Below are 21263 nucleotides of genomic sequence, written 5' to 3'. Positions count from 1 at the left end.
TCAGCTCTACTATCAGGGACGAAAGACCTGACCTGTTTCCAGATCGCGGATAACGCTGGGGCTTCTGCGACCACCCAGCGCACCGCCCAGCACGGCGTCCAGCTCTCCGGAAAAATACTGCTCAACCTTAAGCCGTGAACGGGCGGCCGGACGTCCCGCCGGGTTGGCGGAGGTAGAAATGATCGGGCCGCTCAAGGCACACAGTTCACGCACCAGAGGGTGGTCAGTCACACGCAACGCTACCGTTTGATGCACACCCGTCACCCAGCCCGGCAAGCGGTTCTGGTGCGGCACCAGCCAAGTATTGGGCCCCGGCCATGTGCTCGACAGTTTGTCCTTCCATTCCTTGGGCAGATCATGCAGCAGGAAATCGAACTGCCTGATGTTGTCGGCCACTACAATCAAACCCTTTTCCAGCGGGCGCTGCTTGATACGCAGCAACCGATAGACCGCAGCCGCATCCCAGGGATCACATCCCAGGCCCCAGACTGCCTCGGTCGGGTAGGCGATTACACCGCCGTGACGTATGACGTGAGCAGCATATTGAACGCGCCAGCAGCTGAGCATCGGTTCACTCCTGTCCATAAAAAGATCACGAGTTTAACCGAGACTGACCCGTCACGCTCGATAGACCCAAAGTCCATTTTCACGGGCCACACGGCCATCCAGCTCAAGCTCCGTCAGCTCGGCCAGCAAATGAGAAACCTCGTAACCGCTGAGCTGGGCAAGCGTCTCGCTGTTTTGGGGGGAAGCCCTCAGCACGTCCAGCAAAGGATGCGTTTCACGTGGAACATCTGCTAGTTCGGGCTCATTCATCAAGGGCAGGGATGACTGTCCAAACGGTGCTTGCCAGCCTCTAAGCGACTCCAGAATATGTTCGATACTCTCGACCAGTTGCGCCCCCTCACGGACCAGCTGATGGCAGCCACGTGCGCCGGGATGATGAATCGAGCCGGGAATGGCAAACACTTCGCGTCCTTGCTCTGCTGCCAGCCGCGCTGTGATCAGGGAGCCACTCGAAGGACTCGCCTCGACCACCAGTACACCGAGTGATAACCCGCTGATGATACGGTTACGCCGCGGAAAGTTGGCGGCGTTGGGTGCTGCATCCAAGGGTAACTCTGACACCAGCGCGCCACCGTGCTCGACGATACGACGAGCCAGGCTGATATGGCGACGAGGATAGAGTCGCTCAAGTCCTGTGCCCAATACGGCAATCGTAGCACCGCTGGCTTCCAGCGCACCTTCGTGAGCTGCACCATCGACGCCGAGCGCAAGGCCGCTGGTTACGCAAAAACCTGCCGCCGCAAGGCTCTTGGAAAACCGGCGAGCGTTATCAAGCCCATAGGCACTTGCCTGGCGGCTGCCGACCAGGGCGAGCTGGGGCCGCTCCAGCAGTTCCACGGCTCCCGCTACATAGAGCAGAGGCGGCGCCCCCTTGGTTTCGGCCAGTAGTGCGGAATAGCGGGGATCATCCCAACACACCACATGGTGATGTTCACCTTCTAGCCAGGCGAGGGCATGGGCTGCACGTTCACGGGTTTCAGCGGTACGGCGGGCGTCAGCGCAGACGCCCGGAATACCCAATGCCTGCCAGGCGGAAGCCGGCGCACTGAGCGCTGCCGAAGCACTGCCAAAGGCATGAATCAGATGGTGAAAGCGGCGCGGACCAATCTCAGGGAGATTATGCAGACGCAGGCGGGCTTCAAGCTCCGCCGGGGAAGAAAACGACATACGATCATCCTTGATCGTGGCGCACCCCTTGAAAGGCTGCGCCAGTGTGACTATTTAGGGATTACGGACCTTGTCCAGAACCGAGAGCTGACGAGTCGCATTCAGGACCAGGCCATAGCTGAGCTTGTCATAGGTGCGAAAGATCATCAGCAGACCAGAGCGCTCGTCGGGCACCTTGACGTTATCACCCGTTACCCGGTCGCGTACGGTTTCGCCGGTCTTGTAGACAGCCAGTACGTTGCCTTCGACCAACCCGTCGCGCATACCCTTGTTGATGATGACCACATCGAACTGGCCGATCTGGGTAACACCACGCGGAACATCAAGAATGATTCCGTTGATGTCCCTGTCGGGTGCACTGGGCATAAAGGTCGAGTTGACGACACGCTGCTCGGTGGGGAACAGGCGATCGCCCAGGCGAACTTCTTCATTGGAGCGGCTGAGCACCAGCGTGGTCATGTCGCCTTCAGAGGTCACCTTGTCGCCGCTACCGATATAATCGGCGTTTATGCCCAGAAATTCTTCAGTCTGGGGATCTTTATACGCTTTTCCCTGCCGATAAATACTGTAGGCAGGCTGGTCCTCGGTGAAGTGGCCACGTGCGTAGACTCGATCACCGGCGCCACTGACAACACGCTCGGCATTGCCGGCCACGATATAGGGGGCGCTCCTGAATTGATTGGCATCATCGATCACACGGTTCGACAGCAGGAAGCTGTTGATGGCCTCCAGCGGAATCGTCGGTATCGCTTCGGCAATCGGTGTCGACCGGATGGTAGGCGACAGTTTGATCGTGCCGCGGGACTCGCCACGGTTGAGCATCAGCCGAGGCTGCCCGTCCACGTAGACAAGACTCAGTCTATCGCCGGGATAGATCAAATGCGGGTTTTCGACCTGTGGGTTGGCATGCCATATTTCTGGCCACTGCCAGGGCTTGCTCAAAAACTTGCCGGAAATATCCCAAAGGGTATCGCCGCGCACCACCGTGTAACTGTCTGGATGCCCTTGGCGCAGCTGTACGTCGGCCTGCACCCAACTGCTAGCCGCCACCAGCAACAGGGCGAACAACGATTTCCTCATCCGGTGAATCCCTTTACTATGTGCAATATGCAAAAAAACCCTGAGGGAATGCCCCAATCACTCCCTGGCGGGGCTGTTAAATCAACGCTGCTGCATCTTAGCAGTGCCTTTCGAATTTATTCCACACGTGCTTCACACACATCATGGCCCTTTTAAATATCCTAGAATTCCCTGATCCCCGCTTGCGTACTATCGCCAAGCCGGTTGCGGAGGTGGACGATGCCCTTCGTCAGGTGATCGATGACATGTTCGAAACCATGTACGAAGCACCTGGCATAGGATTGGCCGCCACTCAAGTCAATGTTCACAAGCAGCTGATCGTCATCGATATCAGTGAAGACAAGAGTCAGCCGCTCGTGTTCATCAACCCCAAACTGGAACCCCTGACCCAGGATCTGGGCGAGTACCAGGAAGGCTGCCTGTCCGTGCCGGGCTTCTACGAGAAAGTAGAGCGGCCCGAGCGCGTTAAGGTGAATGCCCTTGATCGTAACGGCGAGCCGTTCGAGATGATCTGTGAAGGTCTGCTGGCTGTGTGCATCCAGCATGAGGTCGACCACCTCAACGGTAAGCTGTTTGTAGACTATCTGTCCTCGCTCAAGCGTGACCGCATCAAGAAAAAGCTGGAAAAGCAGCACCGTATCCAGCAGAACGCCTGATTGCGCTGAAAAGGCCTGCAGCAGCAGGCCTTTTTCATTCTGGTGCCAAGACCTCTATCCTATGCAAGACTCGTTTTTATAGTAGCGAGCAGTTGCTGCCTTGTACTGATCCATGAGAGCCCCATGACTCAACCGTTGCGTATTGTCTTTGCTGGTACACCAGAATTTGCCGCCCGCCATCTGCATGCCTTGCTAAGGGTAGGCTACTCGATAGCCGCTGTGTATACACAACCTGACCGTCCGGCCGGACGAGGGCAGAAACTGGCGATGAGTCCCGTCAAGCAGCTGGCGGAATCTCACAATATTCCGGTGTATCAACCTCAGACGCTACGCAACGCTGATGCACAGGCAGAGCTTGCAGCCCTTAAGCCTGATCTGCTGATCGTCGTAGCCTATGGGTTGATTCTGCCTCAAGCTGTCCTGGATATTCCGCGCCTGGGCTGCATTAACAGCCATGCCTCGCTGTTGCCTCGCTGGCGAGGGGCTGCGCCAATTCAACGTGCCATCGAAGCGGGCGATGCCGAAACGGGCGTCACGGTCATGCGGATGGAAGCGGGCCTGGATACCGGTCCCATGCTGAGCAAGGTAAGCACACCGATTACCGCCGAGGACACTGGTGGCAGCTTACATGATCGCCTCGCCTTACTCGGCGCAGAAGCGGTTGTCGAAGCCATTCCTGCGCTGGCAGCCGGTACGTTGCCAGACAAGCTGCAAGATGATGCCTTGGCAACCTATGCTCATAAGCTTAATAAGGAAGAAGCCAAGCTGGACTGGAGTCGTCCTGCTGTCGATCTGGAACGGCTGATTCGTGCCTTCAATCCATGGCCGTTGTGCCACAGCACCTTGGCGGGAGAGGGCGTGAAAATCTACGCAGCAACAGTAGTAGACGGTAACGGACAGCCAGGTGCGATTCTGGAGGCCAGCCGTGAAGGCTTAAGGGTTGCCTGTGGTGAAGGCGCGTTGCTGCTAACGCGTATACAGTTTCCTGGCGGTAAACCGCTCGCGTTTGCTGACTTGTTCAATGCCCGCCGTGAGCGCTTTGCCGCAGGTCAGGTACTTGGCTTATGAGTCTTAATCCCCGTCTTGCTGCGGCTCGGGCACTGGCTGCCGTACTGGCAGGCCGCGCCTCGCTGGGTAGCAGCCTGCCAGCCCAACAGGACAAGGTTGATCCACGAGATCGGGCGCTGGTGCAGGAGCTGGCTTTTGGCACCGCTCGCTGGCAACCCCGGTTGGCTCTGTTGGCCGAGAAGCTGTTACAAAAACCATTCAAGGCAGCGGATCGCGACGTGGAAGCGCTGCTGCTGGTTGGTCTGTATCAGCTTTTTTACACCCGCGTGCCTGCCCATGCAGCTTTAGGTGAAACCGTAGGCTGCGCGGACAAGCTTAAAAAGCCTTGGGCAAAAAGCCTGCTCAATGCAGTGCTGCGCCGTGCCCAGCGCGAAGGCGAAGAGCTGCTGGCAGGTCTCGAGCGTGACCCGGCGGCCCGGCTGTCGCATCCGCGCTGGCTGCAGAAAGAACTCAAGGCCCGCTGGCCGGAGCAGTGGGAAGCAATCTGCCACGCCAACAACTTGCATCCGCCGCTTATGCTGCGGGTAAACCATCGCCTGGGAACGCGCGATGCCTACCTGGCTGAACTGGTCGCCGCAGGTGTTGAGGCCGAAGCCTGTACCTACAGCGAGGACGGTATTCGCTTGGCGGTCGCTCAGGACGTTAAAACCCTGCCGGGCTTTGCCGAGGGACGCGTCAGCGTTCAGGATGAAGCTGCGCAGCTGTCAGCCCTGCTGCTGGAGCTGGCCCCGGGTCAACGTGTCCTGGATGCCTGCTGCGCACCGGGCGGCAAGACGTGCCATATCCTTGAGCGGGAAGAGCGGCTGACTGAAGTTGTAGCGATCGACGCAGAAGCGTCGCGCCTGGTGCGTGTGCGTGAAAACCTCAGCCGCCTTAATCTCTCTGCCAACCTGATCGCTGCCGATGGCCGTGCGGTGGACAGCTGGTGGGACGGCAAACCGTTCCAGCGCATCCTGTTGGATGCACCCTGTTCAGCCACCGGAGTTATCCGTCGTCATCCCGACATCAAGCTCACCCGCAAGCCCGAAGACATCCCAGCCCTGGCCCAACTGCAGGCCGAACTCCTGGATGCACTCTGGCCTACGCTGGAGGTGGGAGGCATTCTGCTGTACGCCACGTGCTCGGTAATGCCGGTCGAAAATACCGACAACATCGGCGCGTTTCTGGCCCGAACACCGGGTGCTCGGGAGCTGGATATTCCAGCCCCCTGGGGAATCAAACAGCCCCACGGGCGGCAGCTACTTCCTCAGGAAAATGGCCACGACGGGTTCTACTACGCCAAGCTGATCAAGATCGCCAAATAAGAGGAAATGCCCATGCTCGAATCATTGGAAAACATGCTAGCCAAAGGCATGGATAACCCCATGTTGCGTTTCGGGCTGGGCAAGGGCTATCTAGATGCCGGAAATGCCGCGCAAGCCGCTATACACCTTCAACGCTGCGTAGAGCAGGATGCCACTTATTCGGCCGCCTGGAAGCTGCTCGGCAAGGCCCTGGAACAGCAGGGAGACAGTGAAGGTGCCCGCGCGGCCTGGCAGTCAGGCCTGACTGCTGCGCAGACCAAAGGCGATAAGCAGTCGGAAAAGGAAATGACGGTTTTCCTGAAGCGTCTGGACAAGAAGAAGGGCTAAGCCAACGCAGGGTTTACCCACGTAGAAAGCGAAAGCCTGCACCGAGCGCATCCACACGCATCAACTCCATGTCGACAACAGGTGCCTCGATGGGCAGGTCCAGCACCTGTCCCTGCACCCGTGTCCCTACAGGCCACTCCGTCAGCGTCTCGTGCTGTACATAGACGCCACCGTCGGAAAGGTCACGCGTCTGGCAGATCAGCTCGCCAAACTCCGGGTGCGTAATGCGCAACCGGCACTTCATGGCTACACGGGGATGGCGTCTCTGATTGATACCCATCAGGCTCTCCTACTTACTGCTTTTCCGTCTGTCATCAGAATAACCACTGCACCAGAAGCCACAGGTTGGCGAGACTGATGATACCGAACAGAAACCAGGCCAGCAGCTTGGTATAGGTGCGATTAGCAAAAGGGCCCATGAGTTTCGTATCGCTCGTCATCCGAATGAGCGGGTAGAGCGCAAAGGGAAGCTGCAGACTCAGGACAACCTGACTCAGTACCAATAGCTTGCCCACGGAACCCTCGCCCAACCACCACACGCCAATCAGCGCCGGGACCAGGGCCATGGCGCGTGTGGCCAATCGCTGCTGCCAGCAGGGAATCTTGAGTTGCAGATACCCTTCCAGGATGACCTGTCCGGCTACCGTCCCGGTAAAGGTCGAGCTTTGTCCCGAAGCCAGCAGCGCCACACCAAACAGAATGCTGGCGAGCGCACCGCCAACCAGCGGATCGAGCAGGTGGTACGCATCCTGAATCTCGACCACATCGGTATGGCCGGTACGGTGGAATGCCGAAGCGGCCAGAATCAGGATCGCCGCATTGATCAGCAGGGCCAGTGCCAGCGAGCCGATGGTATCGAAACGCGCCAGCCGAATGGCCTCTAGCCGGCTGGCCTGATCCTTCGCCACCAGACGTGTCTGCACCACCGAAGAGTGCAAATAGAGGTTGTGCGGCATGACGGTCGCGCCCAGGATGCCGATCGCCAGATACAAGGGCTCCTGATGAGCGATCGCCTCCCAGGACGGTACGAAGCCTTTCGCCACGTCGGGCCAGAATGGATTGACCAGCATCAGCTCGATAAAGAAGCAGATACCGATCGTGGCGGCCAGCCCCAGCATGATAGCCTCCAACTGACGGAACCCCCGACGCTGCAAGCTCAGGATCAACAAGGTATCGAAGGCCGTCAGGATGATCCCCGTGGTTAGCGAGCACCCAAGCAGCAGATGAAATGCCAACGCGCATCCCAGCACCTCCGCCAGATCGGTGGCGATGATGGATATCTGTGCCAATGCCCAGTGCGTCTTGGCTGTCCGCGGGCTGTATCGCTCGCGAGAGAGCTGCGCCAGATCGCGGCCAGTAGCAAGCCCCAGACGCGCGCATAGGCACTGAACCACCATGCCGGCCAGGCTGGCCAGCAACACCACAAACAAGAGGCTGTAGCCAAAGCGGGAGCCTGCCTCGATGGCGGTTGCCCAGTTGCCAGGATCCATGTAACCGATCGAGACCAGAAGACCCGGACCTGCAAACTGGAAAGCCTTGCGCCAGAAGGGGGCACCGGGCGTGACAGGCAACGACCCACTGACCTCGGAGGGACAGAAGGGTGCTGTAGCAATTTTGGGAATTGAGAATTTCACCTGCTGCTCTCGAACAGTAAGACTGGTTTGCCTGTATCAAGGCCTGGTCTGAACCCGAACAGACCAGGCATCACACTTGGCTGGATATGAATGGTTGACCACACAAGTGCATGGAATACGCTCAGTACCAGCGAGGCTCGCCATCCGGGCGGTTTTTGAAGCGCTTCATGCTCCACATGTATTGCGTAGGGTAGGTACTGACGTAACGCTCCAGCGCCTTGCTCATGGCGGCCACGGACACTTCCGGATCCTTGTCATACATTTCCGGTGGAGCAGCCTCGAGAATCACCTTGTAGCCACTGCCATCCGGCAGGCGCACCGCATGGAAAAACACACCCCGCGCCTTACCCTTGGCCAACAGCGACGGCACAAATTTGCTGGTCAGCGCCGTAGTGCCGAGGAAGGGCACGAACAGCCCCGCACTTCGGCTGGGCTCGGGATCGGCCGGAATACCCACAGCGCCGCCCCGACGCACCTCCTTGATCACACTGATGATGCCTTCCGGGGTAGAAGGTGCCACACGGTTGCCCAGTTGAACCCGCTGTTTCTTCAGGAGCTCATCCACTGCTTTCAGCTTGGGCGGACGGTAGAAAATGATCGGCTTGGCATGGGAGCAATAAAAGTGGTTGAGCAACTCCCAGTTACCCAGATGGCTGGTAATGCCCACCAGGCCATCGCCTGAAGCCAATGCCTCCTGCAGCACGTCCATGCCTTCCACTTCACGAATCAGCTTGAGCGAGCGCTCTGCTGGCCAGATCCAGGCACAGGCGCTTTCGGTCAGGGTCTTGCCGATACCAGCTAGGCACTCCTTGGAGAATTGCTCCAGCGCTTCGCCCTCAAGCTCTGGATAACAATGGGCCAGATTGATCCGGGTCACCTTGCCAGCACGTGTCGGCAGTTTCCACATGCACCAGCCAATGAAGGAACCCAGCCGCTGTACCATGGACCAGGGCAATAGGGCCAACAGACGCAAGAAGCCGACAATCAGCGCGCCTTTGAGCTTTTCCAAGAGCAACTCCCACAAGCATAAAATCCACTATTGTACTGCCGCACGCCGGGGCTGATCAGCCTTTCGGCATCTGATGACCACACAACACGGCGTAACGGTCGCAGTCCGTCGTGTGATCCATCACTAGCCCGGCGGCCTGCATATAGGCATAACAGATGGTCGGGCCGACAAACGTGAAGCCTGCCTTCCTGAGCGCCTTGCTCATGGCCTCGGCCTCAGGCGTGATGGCAGGGACCTCGCTGCGATCGCGGAAATGGTTGATCTTTGACTCACCACCGACGAACGACCAGAGAAACGTCACCGGATCCTCCAGGCGCAGCCACGCCTGGGCGTTTTGCCGGGCAGCCTTGAGCTTCATCCGGTTGCGAATGATGCCTGCATCCTGCATGCGTATCTCAATCTCCTCATCGGTCATGGCCGCCAGTCGCCCAGGATCGAAACCGAACAGCACTTCCCGATAACGGGCGCGCTTTTTCAGAATGGTGATCCACGATAATCCCGCCTGGAAGCCTTCCAGCACCAGCAACTCGAATAGCCGCTGCGGATCTTTCAGCGGTATTCCCCACTCCTGATCGTGGTAGGCGATATACAGCGGATCGTCAGTACACCAGTAGCAACGCGGCATGAGGACTCCCTAATGGTCAGAACAGGCCGTTCACCTAAATATCATCCGAGTCTAATCGGTTATACTGCCTGACTTTTACCGTCTCCAGCACAGGTGAACGCCGTGACTTCGACTCCACCCGCCGTGCGCACCTTCCAGGATCTGATCCTCGCCCTGCAAAACTACTGGGCGGAGCAGGGCTGCGTTGTTTTGCAGCCCTATGACATGGAAGTCGGCGCCGGTACGTTCCATACCGCCACGTTCCTTCGCGCCATCGGCCCGGAAACCTGGAACGCCGCCTACGTACAACCCAGCCGCCGTCCAACCGACGGTCGCTACGGCGAAAACCCCAACCGCCTGCAGCACTACTACCAATTCCAGGTAGTCCTGAAGCCCAACCCGGAAAACTTCCAGGAGCTTTACCTCGGCTCCCTGAAGGCCATCGGCCTTGACCCGCTCGTCCATGACATCCGCTTCGTGGAAGACAACTGGGAATCGCCCACCCTGGGTGCCTGGGGTCTGGGTTGGGAAGTCTGGCTGAACGGCATGGAAGTTACCCAATTCACGTACTTCCAGCAGGCCGGTGGCATCGAGTGCTATCCAGTGACCGGTGAGATTACCTATGGCCTGGAACGTCTGGCCATGTACCTGCAGGGCGTCGACTCGGTCTATGACCTGATCTGGACCGATGGTCCATTCGGTACCGTGACCTATGGCGACGTGTTCCATCAGAACGAAGTGGAGCAGTCCACCTACAACTTCGAGCATGCCAATGTGCCCAAGCTGTTCGAGCTGTTCGACTTTTACGAGTCGGAAGCCAACCGCCTGCTTGAGCTCGAATTGCCGTTGCCGACCTATGAAATGGTGCTGAAGGCCTCGCATACCTTCAACCTGCTGGATGCTCGCCGCGCCATTTCTGTAACCGAGCGCCAGCGCTATATTCTGCGCGTTCGTACCCTGGCCCGTGCTGTGGCGCACAGCTACCTGAAGGCCCGCGCACGCCTTGGCTTCCCCATGGCCACGTCCGAACTGCGTGACGAAGTACTCGCCAAACTCAAGGAGGCCGAACAATGAGCGCCCAGGATTTCCTCGTCGAACTTGGCACCGAAGAGCTGCCACCCAAGGCCTTGAAGAGCCTGGGCGAAGCCTTCCTGGCCGGTATCGAGAAAGGGCTCAAGGCGGCCGGGCTGAACTACACCGGCGCCCGCTATTACGCTGCACCGCGCCGTTTGGCCGTGCTGATCAACCAGCTGGATGAGCAGCAACCTGATCGCAGCGTCAATCTGGACGGCCCGCCGGTCAAGGCAGCCTTTGATGCCGACGGCAACCCTACACAGGCGGCGCTGGGTTTCGCCCGCAAGTGCGGCGTGGATATCAGCGAAATCGACCGTAGCGGTCCGAAGCTTCGTTTCTCCCAGACAATTCAGGGTCAACCAGCCGGCACCCTGTTGCCAGGGATTGTCGAAGCCTCCCTGGGCGAACTGCCTATTCCCAAGCGCATGCGCTGGGCCGCCCGTCGTGAAGAATTTGTTCGTCCAACCCAGTGGCTGGTCATGCTGTTTGGCAATGACGTACTGGATTGCGAAATCCTGGCCCAGAAGGCCGGCCGCGAATCTCGTGGTCACCGCTTCCATAGCCCAGGCAGCGTAAACATCACGGCTCCCGCCAACTATGCTGAAGACCTTCGCGCAGCTTATGTGCTGGCTGATTTTGCCGAACGTCGCACGTTGATCGAGCACCGCGTCAATGAGCTGGCCGCCGAACAGCAGGGCAATGCCGTTGTGCCGGCGGATCTGCTGGACGAAGTGACCGCGCTGGTCGAATGGCCGGTACCACTGGTGTGCTCGTTCGAGGAGCGTTTCCTCGAGGTTCCCCAGGAAGCCCTCATCGCCACCATGCAGGACAACCAGAAGTATTTCTGCCTGCTGGACGCTAACGGCAAGCTCCTGCCGCGTTTCATCACAGTGGCAAACGTCGAAAGCAAAGACCCGACCCAGATCGTTTCTGGAAATGAGAAGGTTGTTCGCCCGCGTCTGACCGATGCCGAATTCTTCTTCAAGCAGGACAAGAAGCAGCCACTGGAGCACTTCAACGAGCGATTGAAGAATGTGGTCTTCCAGGCTCAACTTGGCACTGTCTATGAGAAGTCCGAGCGTGTTTCCCAGCTGGCGGCATACATCGCCGAACAACTGAGCAGCGACGTAGAGAAAGCAGCACGCGCCGGCATCTTGGCCAAATGCGACCTGGCTACCGAAATGGTGGGTGAATTCCCTGAAATGCAGGGCATCGCCGGCTATTACTACGCACTGCATGGTGGTGAAGCCGAAGACGTTGCACATGCCCTGAACGAGCAATACATGCCCCGCGGCGCAGGAGCTGAATTGCCTCGTACCGCTACAGGCGCCGCTGTTGCATTGGCAGACAAGTTCGATACCCTGGTTGGTATCTTCGGCATCGGCATGCTGCCCACCGGTAGCAAGGACCCGTTCGCCCTGCGCCGTCAGGCCCTGGGTGTGCTGCGCATCCTGATCGAAAAACAGCTGGACCTCAGTATTCCGGCTGCGATCGACAAGGCCATTGAACTGTACGGTGATAAGGTCAAGGCGGGCGATCTGGCTCAGCAGGTACAGGATTTCATCTTTGACCGCCTGCGCGCGCGCTATGAGGATGAAGGCGTTGCCGCTGAAGTCTATCTGTCTGTACGCGCCCTGAAACCCAACTCGGCACTGGACTTTGATCAGCGAGTGCAGGCCGTTCAGGCTTTCCGTGGCTTGCCGGAAGCCGCTTCGCTGGCAGCGGCCAACAAGCGTGTATCCAACCTTCTCGGCAAGGCCGAAGGCATGGTACTGGCCCAGGTCGATGCCAAGCTCTTCGAACACGACGCCGAGCGGGTATTGCTCGAAGCAATCACTGATGCCGAGCAGAACGTCGAGCCGCTGTCGCTGGCACGTAACTACCGCGAAGCACTCAACCGCCTGGCAAGTCTGCGTGAACCGGTCGATAGCTTCTTTGATCAGGTACTGGTAAACGCTGAAGACGAGCATATCCGCGCAAACCGCTACGCGCTCCTGGCACGTCTACGGGCACTGTTCCTGGGCATTGCTGATATCTCGTTGCTGGGTTGATTGATATGAAGCTGATCGTGCTGGACCGGGATGGCGTCATCAATCAGGATTCCGACGCGTTTGTTAAATCGGTTGAGGAATGGATTCCGATCCCGGGCAGTATCGAAGCCATGGCCCGATTGAGCCAAGCCGGCTGGAAGGTGGCGATTGCCACCAACCAGTCTGGTATTGCGCGCGGGCTGTTCGATGGCGAGACACTGGGGGCCATGCACGAAAAGCTCAAGCAGCTGGTGAGCGGGCAGGGCGGCCATGTCGATCTGATCGTTCACTGCGCCCACGGCCCGGATGACGGCTGTGACTGTCGCAAGCCAAGCCCGGGTATGTTCCGCCAGGTGGCACAGCATTACGGCATGACCGACCTGACCGGGGTTCCTGTGGTCGGTGACAGCCTGCGTGATCTGACCGCTGGTATTGCCGCGGGCTGTACGCCTTACCTTGTGAAAACAGGGAAGGGTGAGCGAACCTTGCAGAAGCCGCTCCCGGAAGGAACACAGGTCTTTCCCGATCTGGCGGCTGTTGTACAACATCTCCTACAGGACTAATCCATGCGCGTCCTGCGTACTGTGATCTTCTATATTCTCCTTGGCACCAGCGGCATCATCTGGTCGTGTGTATCCCTGCTGGTCGCTCCGCTGCTTTCCTATCGAGCGCGCTATCGCTTTATCGTCAAGGCCTGGACGGGTTTTGCCGTTTGGCTGGCCAAGGTGGTTTGCGGTATCCGTTATGAGATTTCAGGGCTTGAGAATATTCCCAAGACACCCTGCATCATCATTGCCAACCACCAGAGCACCTGGGAAACCTTTTTCCTGTCTGCCCTGTTTGAACCCACCTCGCAAGTAATCAAGCGCGAGTTGCTCAAGGTACCGTTCTTCGGCTGGGCTTTTGCTTTGCTCAAGCCAATCGCTATCGATAGAAACAATGGCAAGGTTGCCCTTCAGCAGATTACCGAACAAGGCGGACGCTACATCAAGCAAGGCTGCTGGGTACTGATTTTTCCCCAAGGTACTCGTGTATCGCCGGGAGAGACTGGCAAGTTTTCTCGCGGTGGCGCTGCGCTGGCTTGTGCGTTGAACGTGCCGGTACTGCCTATCGCTCACAACGCCGGTGAATACTGGCCAAACAAGAGCTGGGTCAAGCGTCCCGGCACCATCAAAGTGATTATTGGTCCGGCCCTATCGCCCAATGGCTCTGATCCCCGTGCGATTGTAGACCTCAATACCCGTAGTCAGTCCTTTATCGATCAAGCGCTGGCCTCTATATCCCCTGTGCATAACTCAGTGTTAACTGACCCTCCAGTCAGGCCCGCCACTAATAGTTGATCAGATCAAAAAACAAAACCCGGGATAACCGGGTTTTTTTATGCACAGATGAAACGTTATACAGCGGTCTGTTTCCATTCCTTTCGAAGCAAGCCATACATCATCACATCCTCGAATTGCTCTGCCTTATGCATATCTTCGCGCCGGCACCCTTCATAGCTCATACCTAGCTTTTCCAGCACTCTGATAGATGCGCGGTTTCGCTTGAAGCACTCGCCGAAGATCCGATTGAGTCCAAGCGTAGTAAAACCATATTCAATTACCACCCTTGCTGCCTCACTGCAGTAGCCCTGATTCCAGTAGGCTTTGCCTATCCAGTAAGCCAAGCCAGCTTTCCGATGAGGAGAGCCGAAACCGCTCAGGCTTATCGTTCCAATCAACGCAGCATGTTCTTGAAGCACAACGGCCAGATTAAGGCTTCGTCCTTCCATAAACCAACGTTCATGATTGGAGATCCAGTGCTTTGCCAGTTCAAGGGTATAAGGCGAGGGCAGCGTCCCGGTCATGGAAGCAATATCGGGATTGTCAGCCAGCAGATAATGAAAAGGCGCATCGGCAGGGACATACGGCCTTAGCTGCAAACGATGTGTTTTCAACAAGGGAAGAGAAGACATGTGTTAACTCGACTGTGTATAACTTTGAGATATACACAAGCTGTGTTACCAGCAGATTTCCAACACAGCTGTGGAAAATCAACGCATGGTATTGATGCTGTTAAAGTTAACCACAATAAAAAAGGCCAACGTCTCCGTTGGCCTTTTGACTACTACGAGCGGTCAGACGTCCAGGTTCGATACTGCCAGGGCATTGCTTTCGATAAAGTCGCGACGCGGCTCTACCTGATCGCCCATCAGGGTATTGAAGATCTGGTCAGCAGCGATGGCATCTTCAATCGTGACACGCAACATGCGACGTACATTCGGATCCATTGTGGTTTCCCACAACTGATCCGGATTCATTTCGCCCAATCCCTTATAGCGTTGAATGCTGTAGCGCTTCGCTGTCTCGCCCATTAGCCACTCAAGAGCCTCACGGAAAGTAGAGACTGCCTTGCGGCGCTCGCCACGCTTCACATAAGCGCTGTCTTCAAGCAGGTTGTTGATCTGGGCGCCCAGCGTCGTGATCTGACGATAGTCATTGCTACCGAAGAAATCCCGGTTGAAGGTGACATAACTTGAGAGCCCGTGCGCTTTGGTCTCAACCTCTGGCAGCCAAAGATGACGTTCGCGGTCTTCACGCAAGTTGACTTCGTAGGCAAGACCGGAGCGCTCATTGGTCTTCAGACGCGTACGCAGCCTGTCGATCCATGCGTTCATCGCCGCTTGGTCAGCCAGTTGCTCCAATTCAACACGAGGCAGGTAAAGCATGTGCTCGCTGATATCCGACGGATACAGGCGGGACAGCCGCTTGAGGGACTTCATCACCGTACGATAGCTGTTCACCATTTTCTCCAGCTCAACGCCGGAAAGTCCTGGAGCATGCTCATTCACGTGTAAGCTGGCATCTTCAAGCGCGGTCTGCGTGAGGTATTCCTCCATCGCCTCGTCGTCCTTGATGTATTGCTCCTGCTTGCCACGCTTGACCTTATACAGCGGAGGCTGAGCGATATAGATATAACCACGCTCGATCAACAGGGGCATCTGACGGAAGAAGAACGTCAAGAGCAGCGTACGGATGTGCGAGCCGTCAACGTCAGCATCGGTCATGATGATGATGTTGTGATAACGCAGCTTATCGATGTTGAATTCTTCACGGCCAATGCCGCAGCCCAGCGCTGTAATCAGCGTACCGACTTCAGCAGAAGACAGCATCTTGTCAAAGCGCGCCTTCTCCACGTTCAGGATCTTGCCCTTTAGTGGAAGAATGGCTTGCGTACGGCGGTTACGGCCTTGCTTCGCCGAACCGCCTGCGGAGTCACCCTCCACGATGTACAGTTCTGACAGGGCAGGGTCCTTTTCCTGACAGTCCGCCAGCTTACCGGGCAGACCTGCGATATCCAGAGCGCCCTTACGGCGGGTCATTTCGCGTGCCTTGCGCGCCGCTTCACGAGCGCGTGCCGCATCAATCATCTTGCCGACAACCGCTTTGGCTTCACCAGGATTTTCGAGCAGGAAATCAGCGAATTGCTTACCCATTTCCTGTTCTACTGCAGTCTTCACTTCAGAAGAAACCAATTTATCCTTTGTCTGGGAAGAGAACTTGGGATCCGGAACCTTAACGGAAATAATTGCCGTCAAGCCTTCACGCGCATCGTCACCTGTAGTCGCAACCTTGAACTTCTTGGCCAGACCTTCCGCCTCGATATAGGTGTTCAGGTTACGGGTCAGCGCTGAACGGAAACCGGCAAGGTGAGTACCGCCATCACGCTGAGGAATATTGTTGGTAAAGCAGAGAATGTTTTCGTTGAAACTGTCATTCCACTGCAACGCCACTTCCACGCCGATACCGTCTTCGCGGTCACCTACGTTGAAGTGGAACACCTGATTGACAGGCGTTTTGTTAGTGTTGAGATAATCAACGAATGCACGCAGTCCGCCTTCGTACTTGAACATCTCCTCCTTGCCCGAGCGCTCGTCTCGCAGCAGAATGCCCACGCCCGAGTTCAGAAAGGACAGTTCGCGCAAACGCTTGGCCAGAATATCCCAGCTGAAATGGATGTTACTGAAGGTCTCGGCTGACGGCTTGAAATGAATTTGAGTGCCGGTCCCGTCCGTTTCACCAATCGCCTTGAGAGGCTCCTGCGGAACGCCGTGGACATAGACCTGTTCCCAAACCTGGCCGAGTCGACGGATCGTCAGGCGCAGCTCTTCAGACAAAGCGTTTACAACGGACACACCTACACCGTGCAAGCCGCCGGATACTTTGTAAGTGTTATCGTCGAACTTACCGCCTGCGTGCAGCACCGTCATGATGACTTCTGCTGCCGAAACGCCTTCTTCCTTGTGGATATCCACCGGAATCCCACGTCCATTGTCGCGGACGGTTATGGACTCATCCGTGTGGATCGTAATGGTGATTTCATCACAATGCCCCGCCAGGGCCTCGTCGATAGAGTTATCGACAACTTCGAATACCATGTGATGCAAGCCGGTACCGTCATCGGTATCGCCGATGTACATTCCCGGACGCTTGCGAACTGCATCCAGTCCCTTCAGTACCTTAATACTGGAGGAATCGTAAGTCTGGTTCTCGCTCATGCTTTACTCCCAACGCTTGGGGTCTGCGTAATGGATCCCTGTTCAACATGGAACAGGGCCACTGGCGTGTCGTCTTGCCAGTTGGATTCCAATGATTCTTTCTCGACACACGTGATGAAGATCTGGCAGTTAAGGCCTTCCAGCAAACGGCATAATGCCTTGCGGTGCTGTTCATCCAATTCGGAAGGCAAATCATCTACCAGATAGACACACTGGCCGCGCTTGACTCGATTGATTAATCTTCCCTGTGCAATTCTCAATGCACAGACCACCAGTTTTTGCTGGCCACGCGACAGGATATCTGCCGCGTTGTGGCTACCTAGCCTAATTCGTAGATCGGCTCTCTGCGGACCGGCCTGCGTATGTCCAAGCTGCATGTCTCGGGTCAAGGACGCCTTCAACACATCCTGCAGCTCGCGGTCTTTGTCCCAGCCGCGGTAATAACTGAACGTCAGGTTTTCAATATCGACCAGCTCTTCCAGAGCAGCCTGAAACTCAGGTTTGAGCTCTGTAATATAGGCTCGCCGAAACGCATCGATTTCGTTGCTGGCTTGCGTCAGTTCTCTGTCCCACGCCTGTTGCGAGGCAGGATCCATTTTACCATGTCGCAGCCATGAGTTCCGCTGTCTTAGCGCTTTCTGAAGCCTTTGCCACACTTGTAGAAAACGCGGTTCCACGTGGAACACACCCCAATCTATAAACTGCCGCCTGATCTTTGGGCTTCCTTCAAGCAATCGAAAACTGTCGGGATTGATCAACTGAATCGGCAGAGTTTCAGCAAGTTGGGCTGTACTTCGAGCATTCTGCCCATCGATACGAATAGTGAAATCACCATTACGCTCACGCTGGACGCCCAGACTACTGATGCCATCACTAGGCAAGCTGACCTGGCCAAAGACCGTACAGGCGGCTTGCTCGTTCTGGATAACGGGTGATAGTCGGGTGCTACGAAACGAGCGAGCAAGTCCTAGCAGATGGATACTCTCCAATACACTGGTCTTGCCGCTACCGTTGTCACCGTAGAGGATATTGATCCGCGGGGAGGGCGTCAGCGTCACCGTGTGCAGGTTACGCACAGCGGTGACGGTCAGGCGGATAAGGGACATCGCGCCTCGAGATTACAGACGCATCGGCATGATGACGTAAGAGGACTCGTCATTGCCGGCTTCCTGAACCAACGCACTGCTATTGGAATCGGAAAGGGTGATGCGTACCTGGTCTGTCGTCATGACGCCCAGGACGTCGAGCAAATAGCTTACGTTGAATCCGATTTCCAGATCGGCACCAGCATAATCCACCTGCAACTCTTCTTCAGCTTCTTCCTGTTCAGGGTTGTTAGCCTGGATCTTCAGCTGATCGGTTACCAACTGGAGGCGAATACCACGGTATTTTTCATTAGAAAGGATAGCCGTACGGCTGAACGCCTCCCGTAACAGCTGACGCTCACCAGTCAGAACCTTGTCACCGTTGCGCGGCAGTACACGCTCGTAGTCAGGGAATTTCCCGTCGACCAGCTTTGAAGTAAAGGTAAAGTCAGCGGTCGTCGCTCGAATGTGGTGCTGGCCCAACGTAACATTGACCGGCTCCTCAGGCTCGAGCAGCAACCGTGACAACTCTAGGATACCTTTACGCGGCACAATTACCTGATGACGACCTTCGTACTGGATTCCCGCTTCCTGTACGCACATGGCAAGACGGTGCCCATCGGTCGCAACTGCGCGCAAATGACCTTCGCTGACCTCAAGCAGCATACCGTTCAGATAGTAACGGACATCCTGCTGAGCCATGGCAAATCCAGTGCGGTCGATAAGACGGCGCAACTTGCTTTGCGGCAGGCTGAAGCTCATTGATCCGGGACCTTCCTCAACGGTAGGGAAGTCATTGGCCGGCAATGTAGATAATGTAAAGCGACTGCGGCCAGCTTTGACGAGCAGCTTCTGCTCATCGGTCCGGATATCGATCAGGGCATCGCTTGGCAAACTCTTGCAAATATCCATGAGTTTGCGAGCCGGTACGGTAATCTCGCCAGGCTCAGCTTTGTCTTCGAGCGTTACACGGCCGATCAGCTCAACCTCAAGGTCAGTACCTGTCAAGGACAGTTCCTGGCCTTGGACCACCAGCAGCACGTTGGACAGCACCGGTAATGTCTGCCGACGCTCCACGACACCAGCCACGAGCTGCAATGGTTTCAACAAGGCTTCGCGTTGAATAGTGAAATGCATGGTCTTGTCCCTTGCCAAGTGCTTCTGATCAGGTCGTCAGTGTGCGCAATAGATTTTTGTAGTCCTCGCGAATATCAGCGTCGGACTCTCTGAGTTCGGCAATCTTACGACAAGCGTGCAGCACTGTCGTGTGATCGCGCCCGCCAAAGGCATCACCTATTTCTGGCAGGCTGTGATTGGTCAATTCCTTCGACAGGGCCATCGCCACCTGGCGAGGACGAGCGACGGAACGGGAACGTCGCTTCGACAACAGATCGGCAATCTTGATCTTGTAATATTCAGCAGCCGTTCGCTGGATATTTTCAATGCTAACCAGTTTGTCCTGAAGCGCCAGCAGATCCTTGAGCGACTCGCGAATCAGCTCGATCGTAATTTCTCGCCCCATGAAATGAGCATGGGCGATGACACGCTTGAGTGCACCCTCAAGCTCTCGAACATTCGAGCGAATCCGCTGGGCGATAAAGAAGGCAGCGTCATGGGGAAGGTCTACCTTCGCCTGGTCTGCCTTCTTCATGAGAATGGCCACTCGCGTTTCCAGCTCAGGCGGTTCGACAGCCACTGTCAGCCCCCAGCCGAAACGGGACTTGAGGCGTTCTTCAAGCCCATCGATTTCCTTGGGGTAACGATCACTTGTCAGAATGACCTGCTGTCCGCCTTCAAGCAGGGCGTTGAACGTATGGAAGAATTCTTCCTGTGAACGCTCCTTGCGTGCGAAGAACTGGATATCGTCGATCAGCAGGGCATCAACGGAGCGATAAAAACGCTTGAATTCATTGATGGCGTTCAGCTGCAGGGCTTTCACCATGTCAGCCACGAAACGCTCCGAATGCAGATACACAATCTTGGCATTGGGATTACGCTTGAGCAGATGGTTGCCCACTGCATGCATGAGGTGCGTCTTGCCCAAGCCAACCCCTCCATAAAGGAAGAGAGGGTTGTATCCATGCTTGGGGTTGTCCGCAACCTGCCAGGCTGCAGCACGAGCCAGCTGGTTGGACTTACCCTCGACAAAGTTCTCGAAAGTAAAAGTACGATTGAGGTAGCTCGTATGCTTGAGCGCCCCTTCTACCTGAACGTTGCGCTCGGTCTTGTTGGCGACCAGAGGCGCTGGCTGCGGATCGGCATCATCAGCGATCGGCATCTCGATCTGCTGCACTGATGTTTCAGGCTCGGCAACCGGATCTCGACCCGTAGACTCAGGTAATGAAGGTGTAGTGGATGCGAGAGGAGCAGGCGGCGACGTCATGGAAGGCGCTCGCGTAGGTTTGCTGCTCTTGCGACTTCCAATCAGCAGAGTCAGCTCGGGTACCAACCCATCATCGGATTGCTCCTCAAGCAGCTCGAGCAACCGGCTAACGTACTTTTCATTTACCCAATCCAGTACGAACCGATTCGGCGCATAAACGCGTAGCTCGGCTCCTTCTGCTTCTATTTGCAGAGGGCGGATCCAAGTATTGAATTGCTGAGAAGGCAGCTCATCGCGCAGTACATCGACACAGCGCTGCCAAAGTTCAACTGACACAGTCACTCCAGAAAGAAAGTCACCCTGTTATTGCCTCTGTATATAAAGAAGCAACGTGTTCAGGCAAAGGTGAATGCAGCACGACATTGTACCGTCGCCCCTGTCACTTATCCACATCAACCATTCAATCAGTTAAATAGAGAGCGAAAAATCAAAAAATCTTTGCTGTGGATAAGCGCAGATCGAAAGCGGTTTGTTCGTAGGGTAACTGCTTGTTGATAACTCAGCTGTGGCTAAGTGCCTTAGATATCCACAGCCAGTATCCAGGCGCAGCACAGCAGTTCGACGGCTTTACCGCATAGTTATACAATGACAGACGTGAGCAGGAATGGAGCCTTCACGCTCTTATCCACAGAAAAGGGCTCCTACATACATTAACACTGCATCTATCTTCTTTTTAATTCGTTCTTTTGTTGTTTTTTGCTGAATTTTTATTGACAACCGGTGCTGTATGGAAATTGA

At 56.3% G+C, this 21263-nt stretch carries 20 protein-coding genes; 8 read left to right on the top strand and 12 right to left on the bottom strand.

Annotated features, from left to right (window positions below):
- Nucleotides 1–12: 12 nt before the first annotated feature.
- The 3 genes from GM154_RS05775 to GM154_RS05765 are packed head-to-tail and all read right to left on the bottom strand — an operon-like array spanning nucleotide 13 to nucleotide 2814.
- Nucleotides 13–567 carry an L-threonylcarbamoyladenylate synthase gene (locus tag GM154_RS05775; RefSeq protein WP_010796363.1) on the bottom strand — a complete coding sequence of 185 codons (555 nt, stop codon included), beginning with the start codon at nucleotides 565–567 and terminating at the stop codon, nucleotides 13–15.
- A 51-nt stretch (nucleotides 568–618) separates the two neighbouring features.
- Nucleotides 619–1734: a DNA-processing protein DprA gene (dprA, locus tag GM154_RS05770; protein WP_219651316.1), complete on the bottom strand. Its 1116-nt coding sequence runs from the start codon at nucleotides 1732–1734 to the stop codon at nucleotides 619–621.
- Between the two features lie 54 nt (nucleotides 1735–1788).
- Nucleotides 1789–2814 carry a LysM peptidoglycan-binding domain-containing protein gene (locus tag GM154_RS05765; RefSeq protein WP_219651314.1) on the bottom strand — a complete coding sequence of 342 codons (1026 nt, stop codon included), beginning with the start codon at nucleotides 2812–2814 and terminating at the stop codon, nucleotides 1789–1791.
- 143 nt (nucleotides 2815–2957) lie between these two features.
- Here GM154_RS05765 and def point away from each other — a divergent pair, with 143 nt between their 5' ends.
- The 4 genes from def (at nucleotide 2958) to GM154_RS05745 (ending at nucleotide 6169) form a co-directional block, all read left to right on the top strand.
- Nucleotides 2958–3470, top strand: coding sequence for a peptide deformylase (def, locus tag GM154_RS05760; RefSeq protein ID WP_010796360.1), 513 nt, complete (start codon nucleotides 2958–2960; stop codon nucleotides 3468–3470).
- Nucleotides 3471–3593: 123 nt separating this feature from the next.
- Nucleotides 3594–4538: a methionyl-tRNA formyltransferase gene (gene fmt / locus GM154_RS05755; protein ID WP_074820963.1), complete on the top strand. Its 945-nt coding sequence runs from the start codon at nucleotides 3594–3596 to the stop codon at nucleotides 4536–4538.
- Nucleotides 4535–5842, top strand: coding sequence for a 16S rRNA (cytosine(967)-C(5))-methyltransferase RsmB (rsmB, locus tag GM154_RS05750; RefSeq protein WP_219651312.1), 1308 nt, complete (start codon nucleotides 4535–4537; stop codon nucleotides 5840–5842). Before fmt ends, rsmB begins: the two co-directional genes overlap by 4 nt.
- Before the next feature lie 12 nt (nucleotides 5843–5854).
- The gene (locus tag GM154_RS05745; protein WP_019366489.1) at nucleotides 5855–6169 is read left to right on the top strand and encodes a tetratricopeptide repeat protein; all 315 of its coding nucleotides are present in this window, start codon (nucleotides 5855–5857) and stop codon (nucleotides 6167–6169) included.
- A gap of 13 nt (nucleotides 6170–6182) precedes the next feature.
- Here GM154_RS05745 and GM154_RS05740 read toward each other — a convergent pair whose 3' ends face one another.
- The 4 genes from GM154_RS05740 to GM154_RS05725 all read right to left on the bottom strand — a co-directional run bounded on the left by GM154_RS05740 (nucleotide 6183) and on the right by GM154_RS05725 (nucleotide 9437).
- Entirely contained in the window at nucleotides 6183–6449 is a 267-nt protein-coding gene (locus GM154_RS05740) for a PilZ domain-containing protein (protein WP_019366488.1), read from the bottom strand.
- A gap of 34 nt (nucleotides 6450–6483) precedes the next feature.
- Nucleotides 6484–7803 (bottom strand): Nramp family divalent metal transporter, encoded by a 1320-nt coding sequence (locus GM154_RS05735; protein WP_219651310.1) that lies wholly within the window; start codon nucleotides 7801–7803, stop codon nucleotides 6484–6486.
- A 121-nt stretch (nucleotides 7804–7924) separates the two neighbouring features.
- A complete protein-coding gene (locus tag GM154_RS05730; RefSeq protein ID WP_010796354.1) occupies nucleotides 7925–8812 on the bottom strand; it encodes a lysophospholipid acyltransferase in 888 nt (295 codons plus the stop codon).
- A 55-nt stretch (nucleotides 8813–8867) separates the two neighbouring features.
- Complete coding sequence (locus tag GM154_RS05725) at nucleotides 8868–9437, bottom strand: DNA-3-methyladenine glycosylase I (protein WP_074820952.1); 570 nt, start codon at nucleotides 9435–9437, stop codon at nucleotides 8868–8870.
- 102 nt (nucleotides 9438–9539) lie between these two features.
- Between GM154_RS05725 and glyQ the strand changes: the two genes are divergently transcribed.
- The 4 genes from glyQ to GM154_RS05705 are packed head-to-tail and all read left to right on the top strand — an operon-like array spanning nucleotide 9540 to nucleotide 13860.
- Nucleotides 9540–10490, top strand: coding sequence for a glycine--tRNA ligase subunit alpha (gene glyQ / locus GM154_RS05720; RefSeq protein WP_219651308.1), 951 nt, complete (start codon nucleotides 9540–9542; stop codon nucleotides 10488–10490).
- Complete coding sequence (glyS, locus tag GM154_RS05715; protein ID WP_219651307.1) at nucleotides 10487–12541, top strand: glycine--tRNA ligase subunit beta; 2055 nt, start codon at nucleotides 10487–10489, stop codon at nucleotides 12539–12541. Before glyQ ends, glyS begins: the two co-directional genes overlap by 4 nt.
- Before the next feature lie 5 nt (nucleotides 12542–12546).
- Nucleotides 12547–13083, top strand: coding sequence for a D-glycero-beta-D-manno-heptose 1,7-bisphosphate 7-phosphatase (gmhB, locus tag GM154_RS05710; RefSeq protein ID WP_219651306.1), 537 nt, complete (start codon nucleotides 12547–12549; stop codon nucleotides 13081–13083).
- 3 nt (nucleotides 13084–13086) lie between these two features.
- A complete protein-coding gene (locus GM154_RS05705) occupies nucleotides 13087–13860 on the top strand; it encodes a 1-acyl-sn-glycerol-3-phosphate acyltransferase (RefSeq protein WP_197872468.1) in 774 nt (257 codons plus the stop codon).
- A gap of 56 nt (nucleotides 13861–13916) precedes the next feature.
- Here GM154_RS05705 and GM154_RS05700 read toward each other — a convergent pair whose 3' ends face one another.
- The 5 genes from GM154_RS05700 to dnaA form a co-directional block, all read right to left on the bottom strand.
- On the bottom strand, nucleotides 13917–14474 hold the full coding sequence (locus tag GM154_RS05700; protein ID WP_219651305.1) for a GNAT family N-acetyltransferase: 558 nt from the start codon (nucleotides 14472–14474) through the stop codon (nucleotides 13917–13919).
- Between the two features lie 162 nt (nucleotides 14475–14636).
- Complete coding sequence (gene gyrB, locus GM154_RS05695; protein ID WP_219651303.1) at nucleotides 14637–17057, bottom strand: DNA topoisomerase (ATP-hydrolyzing) subunit B; 2421 nt, start codon at nucleotides 17055–17057, stop codon at nucleotides 14637–14639.
- Entirely contained in the window at nucleotides 17054–18163 is a 1110-nt protein-coding gene (gene recF / locus GM154_RS05690; RefSeq protein ID WP_122041211.1) for a DNA replication/repair protein RecF, read from the bottom strand. Before recF ends, gyrB begins: the two co-directional genes overlap by 4 nt.
- Nucleotides 18164–18175: 12 nt before the next feature.
- Nucleotides 18176–19279, bottom strand: coding sequence for a DNA polymerase III subunit beta (gene dnaN, locus GM154_RS05685; protein ID WP_010796345.1), 1104 nt, complete (start codon nucleotides 19277–19279; stop codon nucleotides 18176–18178).
- Between the two features lie 28 nt (nucleotides 19280–19307).
- The gene (gene dnaA, locus GM154_RS05680) at nucleotides 19308–20801 is read right to left on the bottom strand and encodes a chromosomal replication initiator protein DnaA (protein ID WP_219651301.1); all 1494 of its coding nucleotides are present in this window, start codon (nucleotides 20799–20801) and stop codon (nucleotides 19308–19310) included.
- Nucleotides 20802–21263 lie beyond the last annotated feature (462 nt).

This window comes from Pseudomonas sp. MAG002Y (assembly GCF_019400845.1).
GTDB lineage: Bacteria > Pseudomonadota > Gammaproteobacteria > Pseudomonadales > Pseudomonadaceae > Chryseomonas > Chryseomonas luteola.
Note: the sequence above shows the minus strand (reverse complement) of the source record. Positions and strands in the feature narration are given on the sequence as shown.